Source organism: Arthrobacter pityocampae (assembly GCF_002927275.1).
Lineage (GTDB): Bacteria > Actinomycetota > Actinomycetes > Actinomycetales > Micrococcaceae > Arthrobacter_D > Arthrobacter_D pityocampae.
This window is the reverse complement of the sequence record NZ_PRKW01000002.1, coordinates 317790-334578: the sequence shown is the minus strand read 5'-3', so window position 1 is coordinate 334578 and position 16789 is coordinate 317790. Positions and strand designations below refer to the sequence as shown.

Below are 16789 nucleotides of genomic sequence, written 5' to 3'. Positions count from 1 at the left end.
GGAGTGCCACGCCGACGACCCGGCATGCGGCACCCGGCACCGCTGAGCGTCGGTGCGCAGCTACGGCGGGTCCTGGATGTGAAGACCCGCCATAGCCGTCCTGTCGGATGGGGTGCCGGCGAGCCCCCCGCGTCAGGAGGAGCCCCCCGCGTCAGGAGACGGAGGCGAGGACCGGCCGGACTCCGGCGAACGCGGCCGCATGGTCGCGCAGGGGCGTCACGGCGGTGCCCAGGGCGGAGAGGTACTCGGCGCGCCGCTTCGGAGCCACCCTGGACGTCGGGGCGGGTGACGCACCGGGGGTGTCGGAGTAGTGGGTGGCGAGCCCGTCGTGCAGCAGCCGGAGCGCCTCGGACTTCTGCTGGGACACGGCCGAGTGCGTGGTCCCGAGCTCGGCGGCGACGTCGGTCACCGAGCGGCCCTCGAAGAAGACCTGCTCGATGATGTGCCGCATGCGGGCGGGAAGGTGGACCACGGCGGCCCGCAGGTGCCGGATCTGCTCGTCGGCGAGGAGGGACGCCTCGGGCAGCTGGTCGAGGGAGGGGACGAGGTCGAGCACCGTGTCGTCCAGGACGTGCACGGAGCGGGCGGCGTCGTCGAGCGCGGAATGGACGTCCTGGCGGCTGACGCCCAGCGTCATGGCGAGCTCGTCCGTCGTCGGCTTCCGTCCCAGAGTGGCCGCGAGGGCGTCCTGCGCACCGAGGGTGTCGCCGATCCGGCGTCGGACGGACCGCGGCGCCCAGTCGTTGGACCGCATCTCGTCCGCGAAGGCGCCGGTGATGCGGCGCCGGGCGTACGCCCCGAAGGGCACGCCGAGCGTCGGATCGAAGGAGTCGGCCGACGTGATGAGTGCGATCGCGCCGACCGAGGCCAGGTCCTCCCGCGAGAGATGCGTGGCGCGGGCACACAAGGACGAGACGAGATACCCGACCAAGGGCAGGTTGTCGACGATGAGTTGTTCACGGTTCCGTGAATGCATGAGCAAGCTCCCCAGCTGCTTAGTCGCATTGCTGCCCGGCGGCCCGTGAAGGCTGCCCGAGCGGCGGTGTCGAGATGAAGCTATCAGCGGCATTTCGGGCGCGGAGGCCCCTTAGGTCAATCCTGCTCAAAGGCTGAGGTTCCTCGGCTTACACCGGGCAAAACTTCGGTGTGCCGCCCTGATCCACCAGCGATGGGTGCGATGACTTGCGGCCGTGGGACCCGTCTGAAGGGGGACCGACCACGCTGAGAAGAAGGACACGCCATGCCGCACATCCCCGCGTTCCTGCCGCCCGACCTGCACATCGTCTCGCAGGCGGAGCTGCTCCTGCTGGAGCGGGGAGCCGCCGCCCGTGGCGGCCCGCCGAGCGGCGGCGCCGATGGGCCGTCCTCGCCGTGGCCCGACGAGCCCCTCGATCGGCTGCTGGATGAACTCGAGCGACGCGAGGCGGTCGCGGGCGGCCGAGTGGTCGGCACCGGACGCGTATCATGAAGTGTCAGCTTTTATCTACCTTTTAGGGGCAAGTTGTGTCCACCGTTGAAGGAAACCCGGCACCCGCAGCGCAGACCGGTGGAAACCGGGTGAAGCGCGGTATGGCCGAGATGCTCAAGGGCGGCGTCATCATGGACGTCGTCACGGCCGAGCAGGCCCGCATCGCCGAGGATGCCGGTGCCGTCGCCGTCATGGCCCTCGAGCGGGTGCCCGCGGACATCCGTGCCCAGGGCGGCGTCTCCCGCATGAGCGATCCCGACATGATCGACAGCATCATCGCGGCCGTCTCCATCCCGGTCATGGCCAAGGCGAGGATCGGCCACTTCGTGGAGGCACAGGTGCTGCAGTCCCTCGGCGTCGACTACATCGACGAGTCCGAGGTCCTCACTCCCGCGGACTTCACCAACCACATCGACAAGTGGAAGTTCACGATCCCCTTCGTGTGCGGCGCCACGAACCTCGGGGAGGCCCTGCGGCGCATCAACGAGGGTGCGGCCATGATCCGGTCCAAGGGTGAGGCCGGTACCGGTGACGTCTCGAACGCCACGATGCACATGCGCAAGATCCGCTCGGAGATCAACCGCCTGTCCTCGATGGCCGAGGACGAGCTGTACGTGGCCGCGAAGGAACTGCAGGCGCCGTACGAGCTCGTGAAGGAGGTGGCCGCTGCCGGTCGCCTGCCGGTCGTGCTCTTCACCGCCGGCGGCATCGCCACCCCCGCGGATGCGGCGATGATGATGCAGCTCGGCGCGGACGGCGTGTTCGTGGGCTCCGGCATCTTCAAGTCGGGCAACCCGGCCGAGCGCGCGAACGCCATCGTCCAGGCGACGACGTTCCACGACGACCCCGACATGATCGCCAAGGTCTCCCGCGGCCTCGGCGAAGCCATGGTGGGCATCAACGTCGACGAGATCCCGCAGCCGCACCGCCTGGCGGAGCGCGGCTGGTAGTCCGCCCGTCTCGTCCCGAAGGGTCGCAGCTCTCCGGCTGCGGCCCTTTCGCGTTCCCTGGACCCGGACGCGGATCAGGTCAGAACCCCAGGACGAAGGTCTTCCCGCGGCCGAGCAGCGTGAATCCCCGCCGGGAGAGGAACGCGTAGCCCTGCGGCGTGGCATTCACGGCGAGGTCCTCCGCCCCCGCCTCGCCCGCGGCGCGCGCGGTGGCACTGAGCAGCGCCGTCGCGAGCCCCTGCCGCTGGTACGCCGGCAGGACCTCGAGGTGGTGGATGCCGCCGAGCCGGTGCAGCCCCGCGATCCCGGCCGGGTGGAACGAGTACCCGGCGCCGGAGATATTGCCGTGCGCGGGGTCGCGCGTCACGGCGTGCCAGGCCTGGCGGGGCTCGGACCGCACCACCCGCAGCTCCTGCTGCAACGGCCCCGAGTAGTCGGGCACCTCCGGTGGTGAGGGAGGCGGCGCCGTCCCCGGACCCGACGACGGCGGCGACGGGCGCGGCCATCCACCACGGCTGCCAGCTCGGGCTGAAGCCGAGACCACCGAGGTCTGCGCCGTCCACCGCGCTGTTGAGCCAGACCCTGGCCGAGGACGCACCGAGCCGTGAGCCCTCGGCCAGGGCTGGCCGGACGGCGTGGGCGCGGACGGTCTCGGGGAACATCATCATGAGCTCCCGCCGCGCCGGCAGCCACACCCAGGTGGCGCCGTGCGTGGAGAACGTCCTGCCGCCGGTCGCCGTCGCGAGCGCCGCGCACCAGGCGGACTGCAGCCGCTGGCAGGCGGCGACGCTCACCATGTCCGGCCGCCGGCGGACGGTCGCCTCATGCGAGGCCGCGGCGCACCAGCAGGGGCTGGAGCTCCGCGTCCCGCCCACGGAACCTGCGGAACGCCTCCAGCGGATCGATGCCGTTGCCGCGGGAGAGCAGTTCGCGCCGGAAATGGTCGCCGTTCTCCCGGGTGAGCCCGCCCGAGGACTTGAACCACTCGACGGTGTCGGCGTCGAGCATCTCGCTCCAGATGTAGGCGTAGTAGGACGCCGCGTACCCGCCGGCGAAGATGTGCGAGAAGTAGGAGGTGCGGTACCGGGGCGGGACCGGCGCGAAGTCGACGCCGGCGTCCGCGAGCGCCGCGGCCTCGAAGGCCAGCGGGTCCTCGATCACGGTGCCGGCCGGCAGGGAGTGCCAGGCGAGGTCGAGGAGGGTCGCGCCGAGGTAGGCGGTGGTCTCGAAGCCCTCGCCCCAGGCGCCCGCCGCGTGGAGGCGGTCGATCACGTCCTGGGGGAGTGCCTCGCCCGTCTCGTGGTGCCGCGCGTAGTGCGCGATGACCTCGGGCCACAGGATCCACATCTCGTTGACCTGCGACGGGTACTCGACGAAGTCCCGGGGCACCGAGGTCCCGGCGAAGAGCGGGAAGGTGACGTCGGAGAACAGGCCGTGCAGGGCGTGGCCGAACTCGTGGAACAGGGTGACCACCTGGTCGTAGGAGAGCAGCGTGGGCTCGCCCGCCCCCGGCATCGAGATGTTCAGGTTGTTGATCACGACCGCCCGCGTGCCCTCCAGCCGGGACTGGTCCACGAAGGAGTTCATCCACGCGCCGCCCTTCTTGGTGTCGCGCGTGTAGAAATCCCCGAGGAACAGCCCGAGCCCGGACCCGTCCTCGTTGAAGACCTCCCACACGCGGACGTCGGGGTGGTAGCCCGCGAGATCGGGGCGCTCCGTGAACGAGAGCCCGTACAGGCGGTGCGCGGCGTAGAACACGCCGTCCTGCAGGACGCGCTCCAGCTCGAAGTAGGGGCGCAGGGCCTCCAGGTCGACGTCGAACTTCGCCTTCCGCACCTTCGCGGCGTAGTAGGCCCAGTCCCAGGGCTCGATGGCGTGGCCGGCCTCCGCCTCGAGCTCCGCGGCCTCGGCCCGGGCGTTACGCACCGCGGGGGCCGCGAGTTCGCGCATGCGGTCCATGATCGCCTCGAGTGACGGCGCGGTCTGGTTGTCGGTCGCCGCGGCGGCGTGCGTGTCGAAGCCGAGGAGGGCCGCGCGCTCCGCACGGAGGGCGGTCATGCGCACGGCGACGGCGAGGGTGTCGGCGTCGTTGCCGCGCGCACCGCGGGTCACGGATGCCTCGTGCAGGCGACGGCGGACGTCGCGGTCCGTGAGCGACTCCAGCGCCGGCTGAGCGGTGGGCAGGATGAGTGTCAGGAGGTACTTCCCCGGGTGTCCCGCGTCCGACGCCGCGGTCGCTGCGGCGGAGATGGCGTCGGCGGAGAGCCCGTCGAGTTCCTCGGCGGTCCCGAGCAGCAACGCGGAATCGTTCGTGTCCTTCAGCAGCTTCTGCGAGAACTCGGTGCTCAGCGCGGACAGTTCGGCGTTCAGCCGGCGCAGCGTGGCCTGCGCGTCGTCGTCGAGCTCGGCCCCCGCGCGCACGAAGCGGCGGAGGTATTCCTCCACGAGGCGGGCCGACTCCTCGTCGAGGCCGTCGACGGGCACCTGCCGGAGGCGCTCGAAGAGGGCCCGGTTGAGCAGGACGTTGTCCTCGTGCTCCGCGACGCGGGGGGCGATCTGCTGCTCGAGCTCCTGGACGGCCTCGGTCGCGTGGCTGACCGAGTTGCTGAAGAAGACCCGCGCGACGCGGTCCAGGGTGCCTCCGGCGCGCTCGAGGGCGACGAGCGTGTTCTCGAACGAGGCCGGTTCCCCGGAGCCCGTGATGCTGTCGATCTCGGCGAGGTGCTCGGCGAACCCGGCGTCGAACGCCGGCAGGTAGTGCTCGTCCCGGATGGCCGCGAACGGGGGCAGCTGGTAGTCGAGGGTGCTGGGCTCAAGGAAAGGGTTGCTCATGGGAACTAACTTTTGCACGTCGGTGCAGGAGTGCGCATCACCCTTGACCCGACCGCGCGGGTTTCCCTACTGTCGGAATGCTTCGCTGCCTGATGATCGCCCGTCCTTCCCGGACCGGTGGTCCCCGGGCGGGGGCGCACGGCACCGACGCCGATGCGATGCGGGGCACGCCGGGCAGCGCAGCCCGGCCTCGAGAAGGAGCACCGATGATCCACCGTTCCCGGACGTCCATCCTGCTGACACTGTCCCTCGCGCTCACCGGTCTCGGCGTGTCGGCCGGACCCGCGGGTGCGGCGCCACCGCCGCCGACGGTCGCCCCGCCATCGGACGGCGCATCATCGGACGGTGCATCATCGGACGGCACGACGCCGATCCCCAGGGTCGAGGGTCCCCTCGCCTCGACCGCCGACTCCTACCCGTTCGGTGCCGCCGACCACCAGGAGGTCCCGCAGGACCTCTCGCGGCTGGGCTACGTGGAGGAGGAGTACCTGGTCAGCGGCAGCTCGAACGTCTACACCTGGCCGTCCGCGGGACCCGCCCAGATCCGCACCGAGGATGCCCCGTACACCACCCGGGTGCTCGTCCGGAAGCCGGCGAAGGGGCAGAAGTTCAGCGGCAACGTCGTCGTCGAGATGCTCAACCCGAGCAACCTGTTCGACCTCAACATCGGCTGGGCCATGGCGCAGGAGCAGATCGTGGCCAACGGCGACGCCTGGGTGGGGATCACCGCCAAACCGATCGCGGTCCAGGCGCTGAAGACCTTCGACCCGGAGCGGTACGCATCCCTCTCCTTCGCGAACCCGCTGCCGCTGGATGATCCGCGGAACTGTGCGACGGTCGCCGCCGACTCGGCCCGGACCACCGAGAACGGCCTGATCTGGGACATCTACTCGCAGGTGGGGGCGTGGCTGAAGAGCAGCGACGCCGACAACCCGCTCCGCTACGGGGCGCGGGACTCCCGTGTGGAGTACGCCTACGGTTTCGGGTACTCCCAGACCGGCGGGTACCTCGTCAACTACATCAACGGCGTGCACCCGCTCGTCGTGGCGTCGGACGGGGAGCCCGTCTACGACGCCTACATCGTCGCCGTCGCCGGGGGAGCCTTCGCCGGCGCCTACCCGATGAACCAGTGCGAGCCTGCTCCTCCGGCCACCGACACCCGCCGCCAGTTCAAGGACGTGGGTGTGCCCGTCATGCGCATGATGTCGCAGTCCGACTACCTGCTCGGCATCGGCTCCCGCCGTGCGGACAGCGACGCACCGAACGACGAGTACCGGCACTACGAGATGGCCGGTGCCGGACACGCGACGCCGGACGAGCTGACCTATTCGGCGTCGTCCGCGGACATCGAGGCCGCCGGCCGGGCCGTCCCGCCGGCCTCGTGCAACGAGGGGCCGCGCAGCAGGTTCCCCAGCTCCATCTTCTTCAACGCCGCGCTCCGGAACCTCGACCTCTGGGTGCGGGAGGGCATCGCGCCGCCGCGGGCCGAGCCGATCCTCGTGAAGAACGGGGCGCCCGTGCTGGACGAGTTCGGCAACGTGCAGGGCGGTCTCCGCTCGCCCTTCCTCGACGCGCCCACCAGCACCTGGTACGGCACCGCCACGGGGGCGTCGTTCTGCTTCATCGCGGGCTATGAACGGCCCCTGTCCCAGGACGTGCTCGACGGCCTGTACCGGAACCACGGCAGCTACGTCCGGGCGGTCAAGGACAGTGCACGGAGCCTCGAGGACCAGGGATTCCTGACACGCTACGACGCCCGCGAGCTGTGGCGCGACGCGGCACGGAGCGACATCCCCTGAGCAGGGTCCCGCAGCACGCCGGCGCCGGCCCCTACCGGGGGCGGGCTCCTGCGTGCTGCCGGGCGAGCTCGGCGAGCGAGTCGTCCACGCTGCCGTCGTCGAACGCCCCGAACTTCCGCTCCGCCGCGGTGCGCAGGAGGAAGTCGGCGATCGCCGGGTTCTTCGGCAGCAGCGAGCCGTGCAGGTAGCTCGCCACGATGTTCCGGTAGCGGGCGCCCTCGTGCTTCTCCTCGGCGTTGTTGCCGGCCCCCTTCACCACGGTCGCCAGGGGCCGCAGCCCGCCGCCCAGGAAGGTCTGCCCGCTGTGGTTCTCGTAGCCGTGGATCTCCCCGAACTCCTCGCTCGTGGCCACGACGTTCCCGATGAGCCGCTCGGAGCCGCCGCGGGTCTCGAGGTCGAGCACCCCGATGCCGGGGATCACGGTGCCCTCGTAGGTCCGGAAGGTGTTGCCGAACAGCTGGTACAGCCCGCAGATGAGGAGCATCGGCGTGCCGTCCTCGGCGAGGGCGCGCAGCCGCGGCGCGATGGACTGGAGGTCCTCCTGGATGACCTCCTGGCCGCTGTCCTGGCCGCCGCCGCCCACGATGATGTCGACGTCGTCCGGGAACGTGTCGCCCGCGTCGTGCTCGAGGATCTCGGCGCCGTAGCCACGCCAGGCCAGGCGCTGCCGGAGCACGAGGACGTTGCCGTAGTCCCCGTAGATGTTCATCTCGCGGGGGTACAGCTGCAGGATGCGCAGCGATCCCTTCTGCGGATCGGCGGGCGCCTCGGTGAGGGCGGCGGCGGATGGGGCGTCAGTCATCAGGAGACCACCTCGACCTTCGTGATCTTGGAGAGCTCGCGGCGGACCGCGAGCATGGCGGTATAGGTGCAGAAGATGCGCTTCGGACGGCCGGCGGAGCCCTGGATGAACTGCCGGAGCGCGTCGGTGGTGTCGGGTTCGACGGCGCCGACCCGGACGTCGTCGTACTTCAGGCGCAGCGCCATGTCGTAGGCGCGGACCCCGCTGACGACGTCCACCCCGCCGAGGCCCAGCGAGTCGAAGTCGACGTCCCACAGCCAGGACATGTCGCGGCCGTCGGCGTAGTTGTCGTTGATCGCGATCATGGTCGCGCAGCCGGCGGGGTCGAAGGACTTCAGGCCCAGGCGGAACCCGCTCGGGTTCTTGACGAGGACCAGTTCCAGCGCCTGACCGTCGACGACGAGGCTCTCACCGCGGCCGAACGCCGGTTCGACGGCGGCGAGGGAGGAGAACAGGCGGTCGCCGTCGGCGCTGCCGCCGAGGACCGCGCGGGCCGCCGCGAGGGCCGCGGCGGCGTTGAAGATGTTGTAGACGCCGCGCAGGCGGAGATCGGTGCGCGTCGTCGTGCCGTCCACCGCGAAGGTGGCGGAGTTGCCGTCCACGGAGGTCAGGACGACGTCGGCGGGCAGCGCCGACGCCGGTGCGGTGCCCGCGGCGCCCCGCAGTTCGTCGTCGTTCGGGAAGGTGCTCCGCAGCGAGGCGTCGAGGCCGAAGTAGACGACGTCCGCCGCGGTGATCGAGGACGCCAGGCCGGCGACGCGAGGGTCCTCGCGGTTCAGCACGACCGTCCCCGTGGTGGCGAGGGCGATCCGCTCGAGCAGGCGCGTGGTCGCGTCGATCTCCCCGAAGCGGTCCAGCTGGTCGCGGAGGACGTTCAGCAGCAGGGAGTACCGGGGCGGGACGAGCTTCACGAAGTGCACGGCGTGGGCCTCGTCCAGTTCCAGGACGGCGACGTCGGCGCTCAGGCGCCCGCGCCAGTCCACCTCGCCGAGGAGGGCCGCCGCGACGCCGCGCGTGAAGTTGCTGCCCGTGCGGTTGGTGAACACCGTGAGGCCCTGGCCCTCGAGCAGTTCCACCACCATCTTGGTGGTGGTCGTCTTGCCGTTCGTGCCGCTGACGACGACGACGCCGCGGGGGAGGGTGGACAGGGCGCGGCCCATGAAACCGGGGTCGAGGCGCTCGACCACGAGGCCCGGGAACGCGGAGCCGCCGCCGCGCAGGCGGGAGGCGAAGCGCGCAGCCTTGCCCACGAGAACTGGAAGGGGATTCATGCCAACAAATTATCGCAGCCCGGAGCGCCTGCCCGGGACGCGGCGGGGAGGCGCTCCTCACGCTCCGGCCGCGATGGGCGGCGGAGAACCTAGAATCGGGGGATGACCTCTTCGTCCTCCCCGGCTCCTCCGCCCCCGCCCGGCGTCGTCGTCGGCGTCCTCGCCGTCCAGGGCGATGTCCGCGAGCACATCGCGACCATCGAGTCCCTGGGCGGCCGCGCGGTGCCCGTCCGCCGGGCCTCGGAACTGGCCGGGGTGGACGGCCTGATCATCCCCGGCGGGGAGTCGACCACGATGGACAAGCTCACCCGTACCTTCGGGCTGGCCGACCCGGTGCGCGAGCGGATCGCCGGCGGGATGCCCGTCTACGGTTCCTGCGCCGGCATGATCATGCTCTCCGACGTCCTCGCGGACCCGTCCGCGGACCGCCTCGGCAACCCCCAGCAGACCCTCGGCGGCCTCGACATGGTGGTGCGGCGCAACGCGTTCGGACGCCAGCGCGAGTCCTTCGAGGCCGATCTCGCGTTCGGCGGACTCGCCACGACGGGGGACGCCCGCGGCACCGATCCGGTGCGGGCCGTGTTCATCCGCGCGCCGTGGGTCGAGAAGGTCGGCGACGGCGTCGAGGTGCTGGCGCAGGTGCCCGCCGCGGAGACGCCGCAGCCCGGGCCCACCCCGGACGGGGACGGTGCCGGAGCGGACTTGGAACCGGTCGCTAGAATTGTCGCAGTACGTTCGGGGAACCTGCTGGCCACGAGCTTCCACCCGGAGATCACGGGGGAACGGCGGGTCCACGAACTGTTTATCCGGATGATCAGAGGAGAAGCGTAGGCATGTCGGGGCACTCCAAGTGGGCAACAACGAAGCACAAGAAGGCCGCGATCGACGCCAAGCGCGCGAAGTCCTTCGCCAAACTGATCAAGAACATCGAGGTCGCGGCGCGAGCCGGTGGCGCGGACGTCGCCGGTAACCCGGGACTCGAACTGGCCGTCTCGAAGGCCAAGAAGACCTCCGTCCCCATCGACAACATCAACCGCGCGGTCAAGCGCGGTGCTGGGCTGCTCGGCGAGGCCGTCGACTACCAGACCATCATGTACGAGGCCCGCGGCCCCCAGGGCTCGGCGCTGCTGATCGAGTGCCTCACGGACAACAAGAACCGCGCGGCCTCCGAGGTGCGCCTTGGCATCTCCCGCAACGGCGGCACGGTCGCCGACCCGGGCTCCGTGGCCTACCTGTTCGCGCGCAAGGGCGTCGTCACGCTGCCGAAGAAGGACCTCACCGAGGACGAGCTGCTGATGTCCGTCCTCGACGCCGGCGCGGACGAGGTCAAGGAGTCCGCCGAGGCCTTCGAGATCGTGTCCGAGCCGCAGGACCTCCGCGCCGTCGTCGCGGCGCTGGACGAGAGCAGCATCGAGTACGAGACGGACGACGTCGAATTCGTCCCCTCCATGCAGGTGGACCTGGACGCCGACGGCGCGCGCAAGTTCCTGAAGCTCGTGGACGCTTTGGAGGAGCTCGACGACGTCCAGAACGTCTACTCGAACGCGCACCTGCCGGACGAGGTCCTGGCGGAGCTCGAGAACGACGACTGACATCGTCCCCTCCGGCACCGGACTGCGGAGCGACCCGTGACCTTCCGTGTGATGGGCATCGACCCCGGGCTGACCCGCTGCGGGCTCGCCGTCGTCGACATCGAGCCGAACCGGCGCTCCACCCTCGTGGCCGTCGGCGTGGTCGGCACCGACGCCGGCCAGGGCCTCGACCAGCGGCTCCTGGTCATCGCCGAGGCCGTCGACTCGTGGCTGGACCTGCACGAGCCGCAGGCACTCGCCGTCGAGCGCGTGTTCAGCGGGACCAACATCAGCACCGTGATGGGGACCGCGCAGGCGACCGGGGCCGTCATCGTGTCCGCGGCGCGCCGGGGCATCCCGGTGGCCCTGCACACGCCCACCGAGGTGAAAGCCGCGGTCACCGGCAACGGGCAGGCGGACAAGGTCGCGGTCACGAAGATGGTGACGAAGATCCTCCGGCTCGACACGCCGCCCCGGCCCGCCGACGCCGCCGACGCCCTGGCCCTGGCGATCACGCATGCGTGGCGCCGCGGCGTGGGCACACAGGCCGCCGCCGCCACGGCCTCCATCACCGGCGGACTGGTCACCCCCGCGCAGCGCCTCTGGGCCGAGGCGGAGGCCCGGGCCCGCCGCCGCTAGGACATTCCGCGCGGTGTGGCGACTCGTGCCGACGGCCCGACGCCGGTACCGTAGTGCATTAGAACGTATGTTCGACGCCGGGTGGACGCCCGGTGGTCCCGTCCCGCAAGTGCCCTTGGAGCCCTTCATGATCAGTTCCCTGCGCGGAACAGTGACCCACGTGGGCCTGCACTCCGCCGTCCTCGACGTCAACGGCTTCGGCATGCTGGTCCAGGCGACCCCCCAGACCCTCGCCGGGCTTCGGGTGGGGGAGCAGGCGAGCGTCGCGACGGCCATGATCGTGCGCGAGGACTCGATGACGCTCTTCGGCTTCGAGGACGCCGACCAGCGGGAGGTCTTCGAGACGCTCCTGGCCGTCAGCGGCGTCGGTCCCCGCCTGGCCCTCGCCGTCCTCGCCGTCCACACCCCCGAGGCCATCCGCATCGCCGCGGCTTCGGGTGACGACAAGGCGTTCAGCAAGGTGTCCGGGATCGGACCCAAGGGCGCCCGCCGCATCGTGCTCGAGCTCGCCGGCAAGCTGGTCCCCCTCGAGGTGACGCCCGGGGTGCCCAAGCAGACCTGGCAGGGCCAGGTCCTCACCGCCATGATGGGCCTCGGCTGGTCCGAGAAGGACGCCGCCGCCGCGATCGACGCGGCCGTGGAGGAGGCGCCCGAGGTGGCCGCGACCGGTGACGTCGGCCAGATCCTGAAGCTCACGCTGCGCCGGCTCGGCCAGGACGGCGCCCGCAGCTCGGCACGGACGGCGGTGGGCCGATGAGCGACAGGCAGCAGGAGGAGGCGCCGCTCGTCGCGCCGGCCGCGGACCCGGAGGACCGCGCCGTCGAGGCGGCGCTCCGGCCGAAGAACCTCGACGACTTCGTGGGCCAGAAGCGCGTGCGCCGGCAGCTCTCACTCGTCCTCGAGGCGTCCCGCCTGCGCGGGCGGAGCGCGGACCACGTGCTCCTGTCCGGTCCTCCGGGCCTGGGCAAGACGACGCTCGCGATGATCATCGCGGCCGAGATGAACGCCCCGCTGCGCATCACGTCGGGGCCCGCCATCCAGCACGCCGGTGACCTCGCGGCGATCCTCTCCTCCCTCACCGAGGGTGAGGTCCTCTTCCTCGACGAGATCCACCGCATGTCCCGGCCCGCCGAGGAGATGCTCTACATGGCCATGGAGGACTTCCGCGTCGACATCATCGTCGGCAAGGGGCCCGGGGCGACCGCGATACCGCTCGAGCTGCCGCCCTTCACCCTCGTCGGCGCCACGACCCGCGCGGGTCTGCTGCCCGGACCGCTCCGGGACCGCTTCGGCTTCACCGGGCACCTCGAGTTCTACTCGACGGAGGAGCTGGAGCTCGTGCTCCGCCGTTCCGCGATGCTCATGGACATGAAGGTGAACTCGGCCGCGTTCGCGGAGATCGCCGGCCGGTCCCGCGGCACCCCGCGTATCTCCAACCGCCTGCTCCGGCGCGTCCGGGACTGGGCGCTGGTGCACGGCGTCGACCTCATCGACGCCCGGTCCGCGGGTGCGGCACTGGACATGTACGAGGTGGACGCACGGGGCCTCGACCGGCTGGACCGCTCGGTGCTCTCGGCGCTCATCACGAAGTTCAACGGCGGGCCCGTGGGCCTGTCGACACTGGCCATCGCCGTCGGTGAGGAACCGGAGACGGTCGAGACCGTCGCCGAACCCTACCTGGTCCGCGAGGGCATGCTCGGGCGCACGCCGAGAGGCCGCATCGCGACCGCGGCCGCGTGGCGGCACCTGGGATTCGAGATGCCGGCAAACGTCGCCGCCGCGATGCCCGAGGACCTGTTCTCCGTCACGCCCGAGGACCTGGCGGCCACGGATCCGACGGTCGACAGCTGGGCGCAGACCGACTCCTGACGCGGGGACGCTCAGGAAACAGCTCTACACTGGTGTCTCACGATGTGTGCCGCGGCACAGCCCTGCCCCACACCCCACCCCCAGGAACGGATCCCCAGTGCTTGCACATGTAGTCGCCACCTCCACCACCGGGCAGTCCGGCGGTTTCGACATCTTCAGCCTGCTGCTCCCGCTGGCCCTTGCCTTCCTCATCTTCACGATGTTCCGCCGGCAGCGGAAGACGCAGCAGCAGGTCAAGGACATGCGGACCCAGATGGAGCCCGGCACCGAGGTCATGACCCAGTTCGGCCTGTTCGGGACCATCGTCTCGATCGACCAGGAGAACAACAAGGCCGTCCTCGAGCTCGCGCCCGGCACCCGTGCGACGGTCCACACGCAGGCGCTCTCCAAGGTGGTCGAGCAGCACCCCGCCGTCGCCTCAGAGGACGCCGAGGCCCCCGTCGTCGATCCGGCGGACCGGACCGGCGACGGCTACGACGCCGCGTCGGTGCCCGACGACGTGTCCTCCATCGACGGCGTCGACCGCACGGCCGGCGGGGCCTCCGCCGGTGGTTCCACGGCCGCGGGGACCCCGGGGTCGCCGTCGGGCGTCGAGACCCCCGAGGAGACGCTCGAGCGCCTGAACCGGGAGCCCGAGCGGGAAAAGCGCGACGCGCGCGACCCCCGCGACCCGAAAGCGAACCCGGACCACTAGCATTCCGTAGGGCCCCCTACGGGGCCCCCACGATCCACCGGCGCCCCGACGCGCCACTGCATAAGGACATCCACCATGCCTCGTACCGGTCCCGGGACGGCAGCCAAGCGGACACTCGTCTGGCTGGGCGTACTGACAGCACTGCTCGCCACCCTGCTGGGAGCGGGCGCCCACTGGAGCACCGCGAGCTGGAGCCCGCGCCTCGCCCTCGACCTCGAAGGCGGGACGCAGATGATCCTCGCCCCCCGGGTCCAGGACGGCAGCGAGATCACACCCGAGCAGCTCGACCAGGCGGTGGAGATCATCCGCCAGCGCGTCGACGGGTCCGGCGTCGCGGAGGCCGAGATCAGCACGCAGTCCGGCCAGAACGTGATCGTCTCCCTGCCCGGCACCCCCGACGCGCAGACCCGCGACCTCATCCAGGCCTCCGCCCAGATGGAGTTCCGCCCCGTCCTCACCGGCGGGCCCGGCCAGGCGCCGGCCGCGGAGACGCCGACGCCGGAGGACCAGCTCCCGCAGCCGGCCGCCGAGCCGAAGGACGCGAGTGATCCCAACTGGATCACCCCCGAGCTGTACCAGGAGTTCGAGGCGCTCGACTGCCTCGACCCGGCAGCCCTGGAGCCCGCCGAGGAGCCCGCGCCCGCCGACAAGCCGATGGTCGCCTGCGAGCCCGACACGCAGGGCAAGTACATCCTCGGCCCCGTCGAGGTGCCCGGAACCGACATCTCCACGGCGAGCTACGGACTGGAGCGCAGCCAGGGAGGGCAGACCCTCAACAGCTGGGCCGTGAACATCGACTTCAACGACGAGGGCACCGAGGTCTTCCGTGAGGTCACCGAGCGGCTCTACGCCTTCGGGGAGGGCGATCCGCGCAACCAGTTCGCGATCGTCCTCGACGGCCGGATCGTGTCCGCGCCGACCACCAACGCCGTCATCCCCGACGGCAACCCCTCCATCAGCGGCAGCTTCACGGAGGAATCCGCGGCGGCCCTGGCGGAGCAGCTCAAGTACGGGGCCCTGCCGATCAGCTTCGAGATCCAGAGCGAACAGCAGATCTCGGCGACCCTGGGCGCAGACCAGCTGCGCCTCGGGCTCATCGCCGGCCTGATCGGCCTCCTGCTCGTCGCCGCCTACTCGATGTTCCAGTACCGGCTCCTCGGGCTGGTCACCATCGCCTCCCTCGTCGTCGCCGGTGTCCTGACCTACCTCGCCATCTGCATCCTCGGCTGGACGGAGAACTACCGCCTCTCGCTCGCCGGGGTGGCAGGCCTCATCGTGGCCATCGGCCAGACCGCCGACTCGTTCATCGTCTACTTCGAGCGCATCCGCGACGAACTCCGCGAAGGACGCGGGCTCGTCTCCGCCGTCGAGAACGGCTGGCGGCGCGCCAAGCGCACCGTGCTCGCATCGAAGGCCGTCAACCTGCTGGCGGCGCTCGTGCTCTACTTCGTCGCCGTCGGCAACGTCCGCGGATTCGCGTTCACGCTCGGCCTCACCGCGATCGCCGACCTCATCGTCGTCTTCCTCTTCACCCACCCGGTCCTCCGGCTCCTGGCGCGGACGAAGTTCTTCGGCGAGGGCCACCCCTGGTCCGGCCTGGATCCGAGCCGGCTCGGAGGCATCCCGCTGTACCGCGGCGCCGGCCGCCTCCGCCAGCCCGGCGAGGGCACGGTCAAGCCGGTCACCGTCGCACGGACCAAGAACAAGGGCGCCTCGGCCGAGGCCGAGCGCCGCCTGACCATCGCCGAGCGTCGCCGTGCGGAACAGCAGAAGGCCCTCGCGGGCCGCACCGGTTCCTCCCAGAAAGAGACCAACGAATGAGCCGCACGAACTTCGCCACCTTCGGCAACGAGCTGTACTCGGGGAAGCGCTCCTACCCCTTCGTCGCCAGGCGGAACCTCTGGTTCCTCATCGCCGGCGTCGCCCTGCTGATCTCGATCATCATCCCGGTGGTCAAGGGCGGCTTCAACCTCGGCATCGACTTCCGGGGCGGCTCGGAATTCACGGTGTCCTCCACCCAGGACACCGATCCCGCGATCGGCGAACGGGCGGTGACCGACGTCGTCCCCGAGGCCGTGCCGCGTGTCACCAACATCGCCGGCGACACCATGCGCGTCCAGACCGAACGCCTCTCCGACGACCAGACGCTGAGCGTCCGTGACAACCTGGCCACGGGCTACGGCGTGGGCGAGGACCAGGTCACCTCGAGCTACGTGGGACCCACCTGGGGTGAGGACGTCAGCCGGCAGGCGCTCATCGGATTCGGGGTGTTCGTCCTCCTGGCCGCGATCCTCATGGCGCTCTACTTCCGGACCTGGAAGATGGCGCTGGCCGCGATGGCCGCCCTGGTGGTGGTCATGGTCCTCACGGCCGGGCTCTACTCGCTCAGCAACTTCGAGGTCACCCCGTCGGCGATCATCGGCTTCCTGACGATCCTGAGCTATGCCCTCTACGACACCGTGGTGGTGTTCGACAAGATCCGCGAGAATACCGCGGACATGAAGACCTCCGTGGAGCGGACCTTCGCCGAACAGGTCAACCTCGCGGTGAACCAGACACTCGTCCGGTCCATCAACACCTCCGTCGTCGCGATCCTCCCGGTCGCCTCGATCCTGTTCATCGGGTCCTTCCTGCTCGGCGCCGGGACGCTCCAGGACCTGTCGCTGGCCCTGTTCATCGGCATCATCCTCGGCACCCTCGGCACCATCTTCATCGCCGCGCCGCTGTACGCCGCGCTGCGCATCAACGAGCCCGAGCTGAAGAAGCAGGAGGAGAGGGTCCTCGCCCGCCGGTCCCTGACGGCGTCCCCGGCCTGAGTCCTCCACCTCCCTAGCATCGGCGCCGGCCGCAGGCGACCCCTCCGGGTCGCGTGCGGCCGATGCCGTTTCCGGCAC

16 protein-coding genes are annotated in these 16789 nt (G+C 70.8%); 11 read left to right on the top strand and 5 right to left on the bottom strand.

From position 1 onward, the window contains the following. Positions 1-151: 151 nt before the first annotated feature. Complete coding sequence (locus tag C4K88_RS05390) at positions 152-976, bottom strand: sigma-70 family RNA polymerase sigma factor (protein WP_241521721.1); 825 nt, start codon at positions 974-976, stop codon at positions 152-154. Positions 977-1240: 264 nt separating this feature from the next. On the opposite strand from C4K88_RS05390, the gene C4K88_RS05385 reads away from it, so the two are divergent. Together C4K88_RS05385 and pdxS are read left to right on the top strand one after the other, a co-directional pair. Then, positions 1241-1468, top strand: a complete 228-nt coding sequence (locus tag C4K88_RS05385; RefSeq protein ID WP_104120598.1) for a hypothetical protein — start codon at positions 1241-1243, stop codon at positions 1466-1468. Positions 1469-1503: 35 nt separating this feature from the next. Beyond that, positions 1504-2418 carry a pyridoxal 5'-phosphate synthase lyase subunit PdxS gene (gene pdxS, locus C4K88_RS05380; protein ID WP_104120597.1) on the top strand — a complete coding sequence of 305 codons (915 nt, stop codon included), beginning with the start codon at positions 1504-1506 and terminating at the stop codon, positions 2416-2418. Positions 2419-2497: 79 nt separating this feature from the next. Here the strand turns inward: pdxS and C4K88_RS05375 are convergent, their stop codons facing one another. Then, the gene (locus C4K88_RS05375; RefSeq protein WP_206604350.1) at positions 2498-2860 is read right to left on the bottom strand and encodes a GNAT family N-acetyltransferase; all 363 of its coding nucleotides are present in this window, start codon (positions 2858-2860) and stop codon (positions 2498-2500) included. A gap of 380 nt (positions 2861-3240) precedes the next feature. Beyond that, positions 3241-5250 (bottom strand): M3 family metallopeptidase, encoded by a 2010-nt coding sequence (locus C4K88_RS05370; protein ID WP_104120595.1) that lies wholly within the window; start codon positions 5248-5250, stop codon positions 3241-3243. Between the two features lie 206 nt (positions 5251-5456). Here C4K88_RS05370 and C4K88_RS05365 point away from each other — a divergent pair, with 206 nt between their 5' ends. Further along, positions 5457-7049 carry an alpha/beta hydrolase domain-containing protein gene (locus tag C4K88_RS05365; protein ID WP_104120594.1) on the top strand — a complete coding sequence of 531 codons (1593 nt, stop codon included), beginning with the start codon at positions 5457-5459 and terminating at the stop codon, positions 7047-7049. A 31-nt stretch (positions 7050-7080) separates the two neighbouring features. Here the strand turns inward: C4K88_RS05365 and C4K88_RS05360 are convergent, their stop codons facing one another. Continuing rightward, positions 7081-7851: a type 1 glutamine amidotransferase gene (locus tag C4K88_RS05360; protein ID WP_104120593.1), complete on the bottom strand. Its 771-nt coding sequence runs from the start codon at positions 7849-7851 to the stop codon at positions 7081-7083. Further along, the gene (locus C4K88_RS05355) at positions 7851-9122 is read right to left on the bottom strand and encodes a Mur ligase family protein (RefSeq protein WP_104120592.1); all 1272 of its coding nucleotides are present in this window, start codon (positions 9120-9122) and stop codon (positions 7851-7853) included. Before C4K88_RS05355 ends, C4K88_RS05360 begins: the two co-directional genes overlap by 1 nt. 102 nt (positions 9123-9224) lie before the next feature. On the opposite strand from C4K88_RS05355, the gene pdxT reads away from it, so the two are divergent. The 8 genes from pdxT to secF all read left to right on the top strand — a co-directional run bounded on the left by pdxT (position 9225) and on the right by secF (position 16711). Next, positions 9225-9953 carry a pyridoxal 5'-phosphate synthase glutaminase subunit PdxT gene (gene pdxT, locus C4K88_RS05350; protein WP_104120591.1) on the top strand — a complete coding sequence of 243 codons (729 nt, stop codon included), beginning with the start codon at positions 9225-9227 and terminating at the stop codon, positions 9951-9953. 2 nt (positions 9954-9955) lie between these two features. Continuing rightward, entirely contained in the window at positions 9956-10714 is a 759-nt protein-coding gene (locus C4K88_RS05345) for a YebC/PmpR family DNA-binding transcriptional regulator (RefSeq protein ID WP_104120590.1), read from the top strand. Between the two features lie 36 nt (positions 10715-10750). Continuing rightward, on the top strand, positions 10751-11332 hold the full coding sequence (gene ruvC / locus C4K88_RS05340; protein WP_104120589.1) for a crossover junction endodeoxyribonuclease RuvC: 582 nt from the start codon (positions 10751-10753) through the stop codon (positions 11330-11332). 127 nt (positions 11333-11459) lie between these two features. Beyond that, entirely contained in the window at positions 11460-12089 is a 630-nt protein-coding gene (gene ruvA, locus C4K88_RS05335; protein WP_104120588.1) for a Holliday junction branch migration protein RuvA, read from the top strand. After that, complete coding sequence (gene ruvB, locus C4K88_RS05330) at positions 12086-13201, top strand: Holliday junction branch migration DNA helicase RuvB (RefSeq protein ID WP_241521720.1); 1116 nt, start codon at positions 12086-12088, stop codon at positions 13199-13201. Before ruvA ends, ruvB begins: the two co-directional genes overlap by 4 nt. Positions 13202-13298: 97 nt before the next feature. Next, complete coding sequence (gene yajC, locus C4K88_RS05325) at positions 13299-13895, top strand: preprotein translocase subunit YajC (RefSeq protein WP_241521719.1); 597 nt, start codon at positions 13299-13301, stop codon at positions 13893-13895. 75 nt (positions 13896-13970) lie between these two features. Then, entirely contained in the window at positions 13971-15716 is a 1746-nt protein-coding gene (gene secD / locus C4K88_RS05320; RefSeq protein WP_104120587.1) for a protein translocase subunit SecD, read from the top strand. Continuing rightward, positions 15713-16711 (top strand): protein translocase subunit SecF, encoded by a 999-nt coding sequence (secF, locus tag C4K88_RS05315; protein WP_104120586.1) that lies wholly within the window; start codon positions 15713-15715, stop codon positions 16709-16711. Before secD ends, secF begins: the two co-directional genes overlap by 4 nt. The last annotated feature ends 78 nt before the right edge of the window (positions 16712-16789 follow it).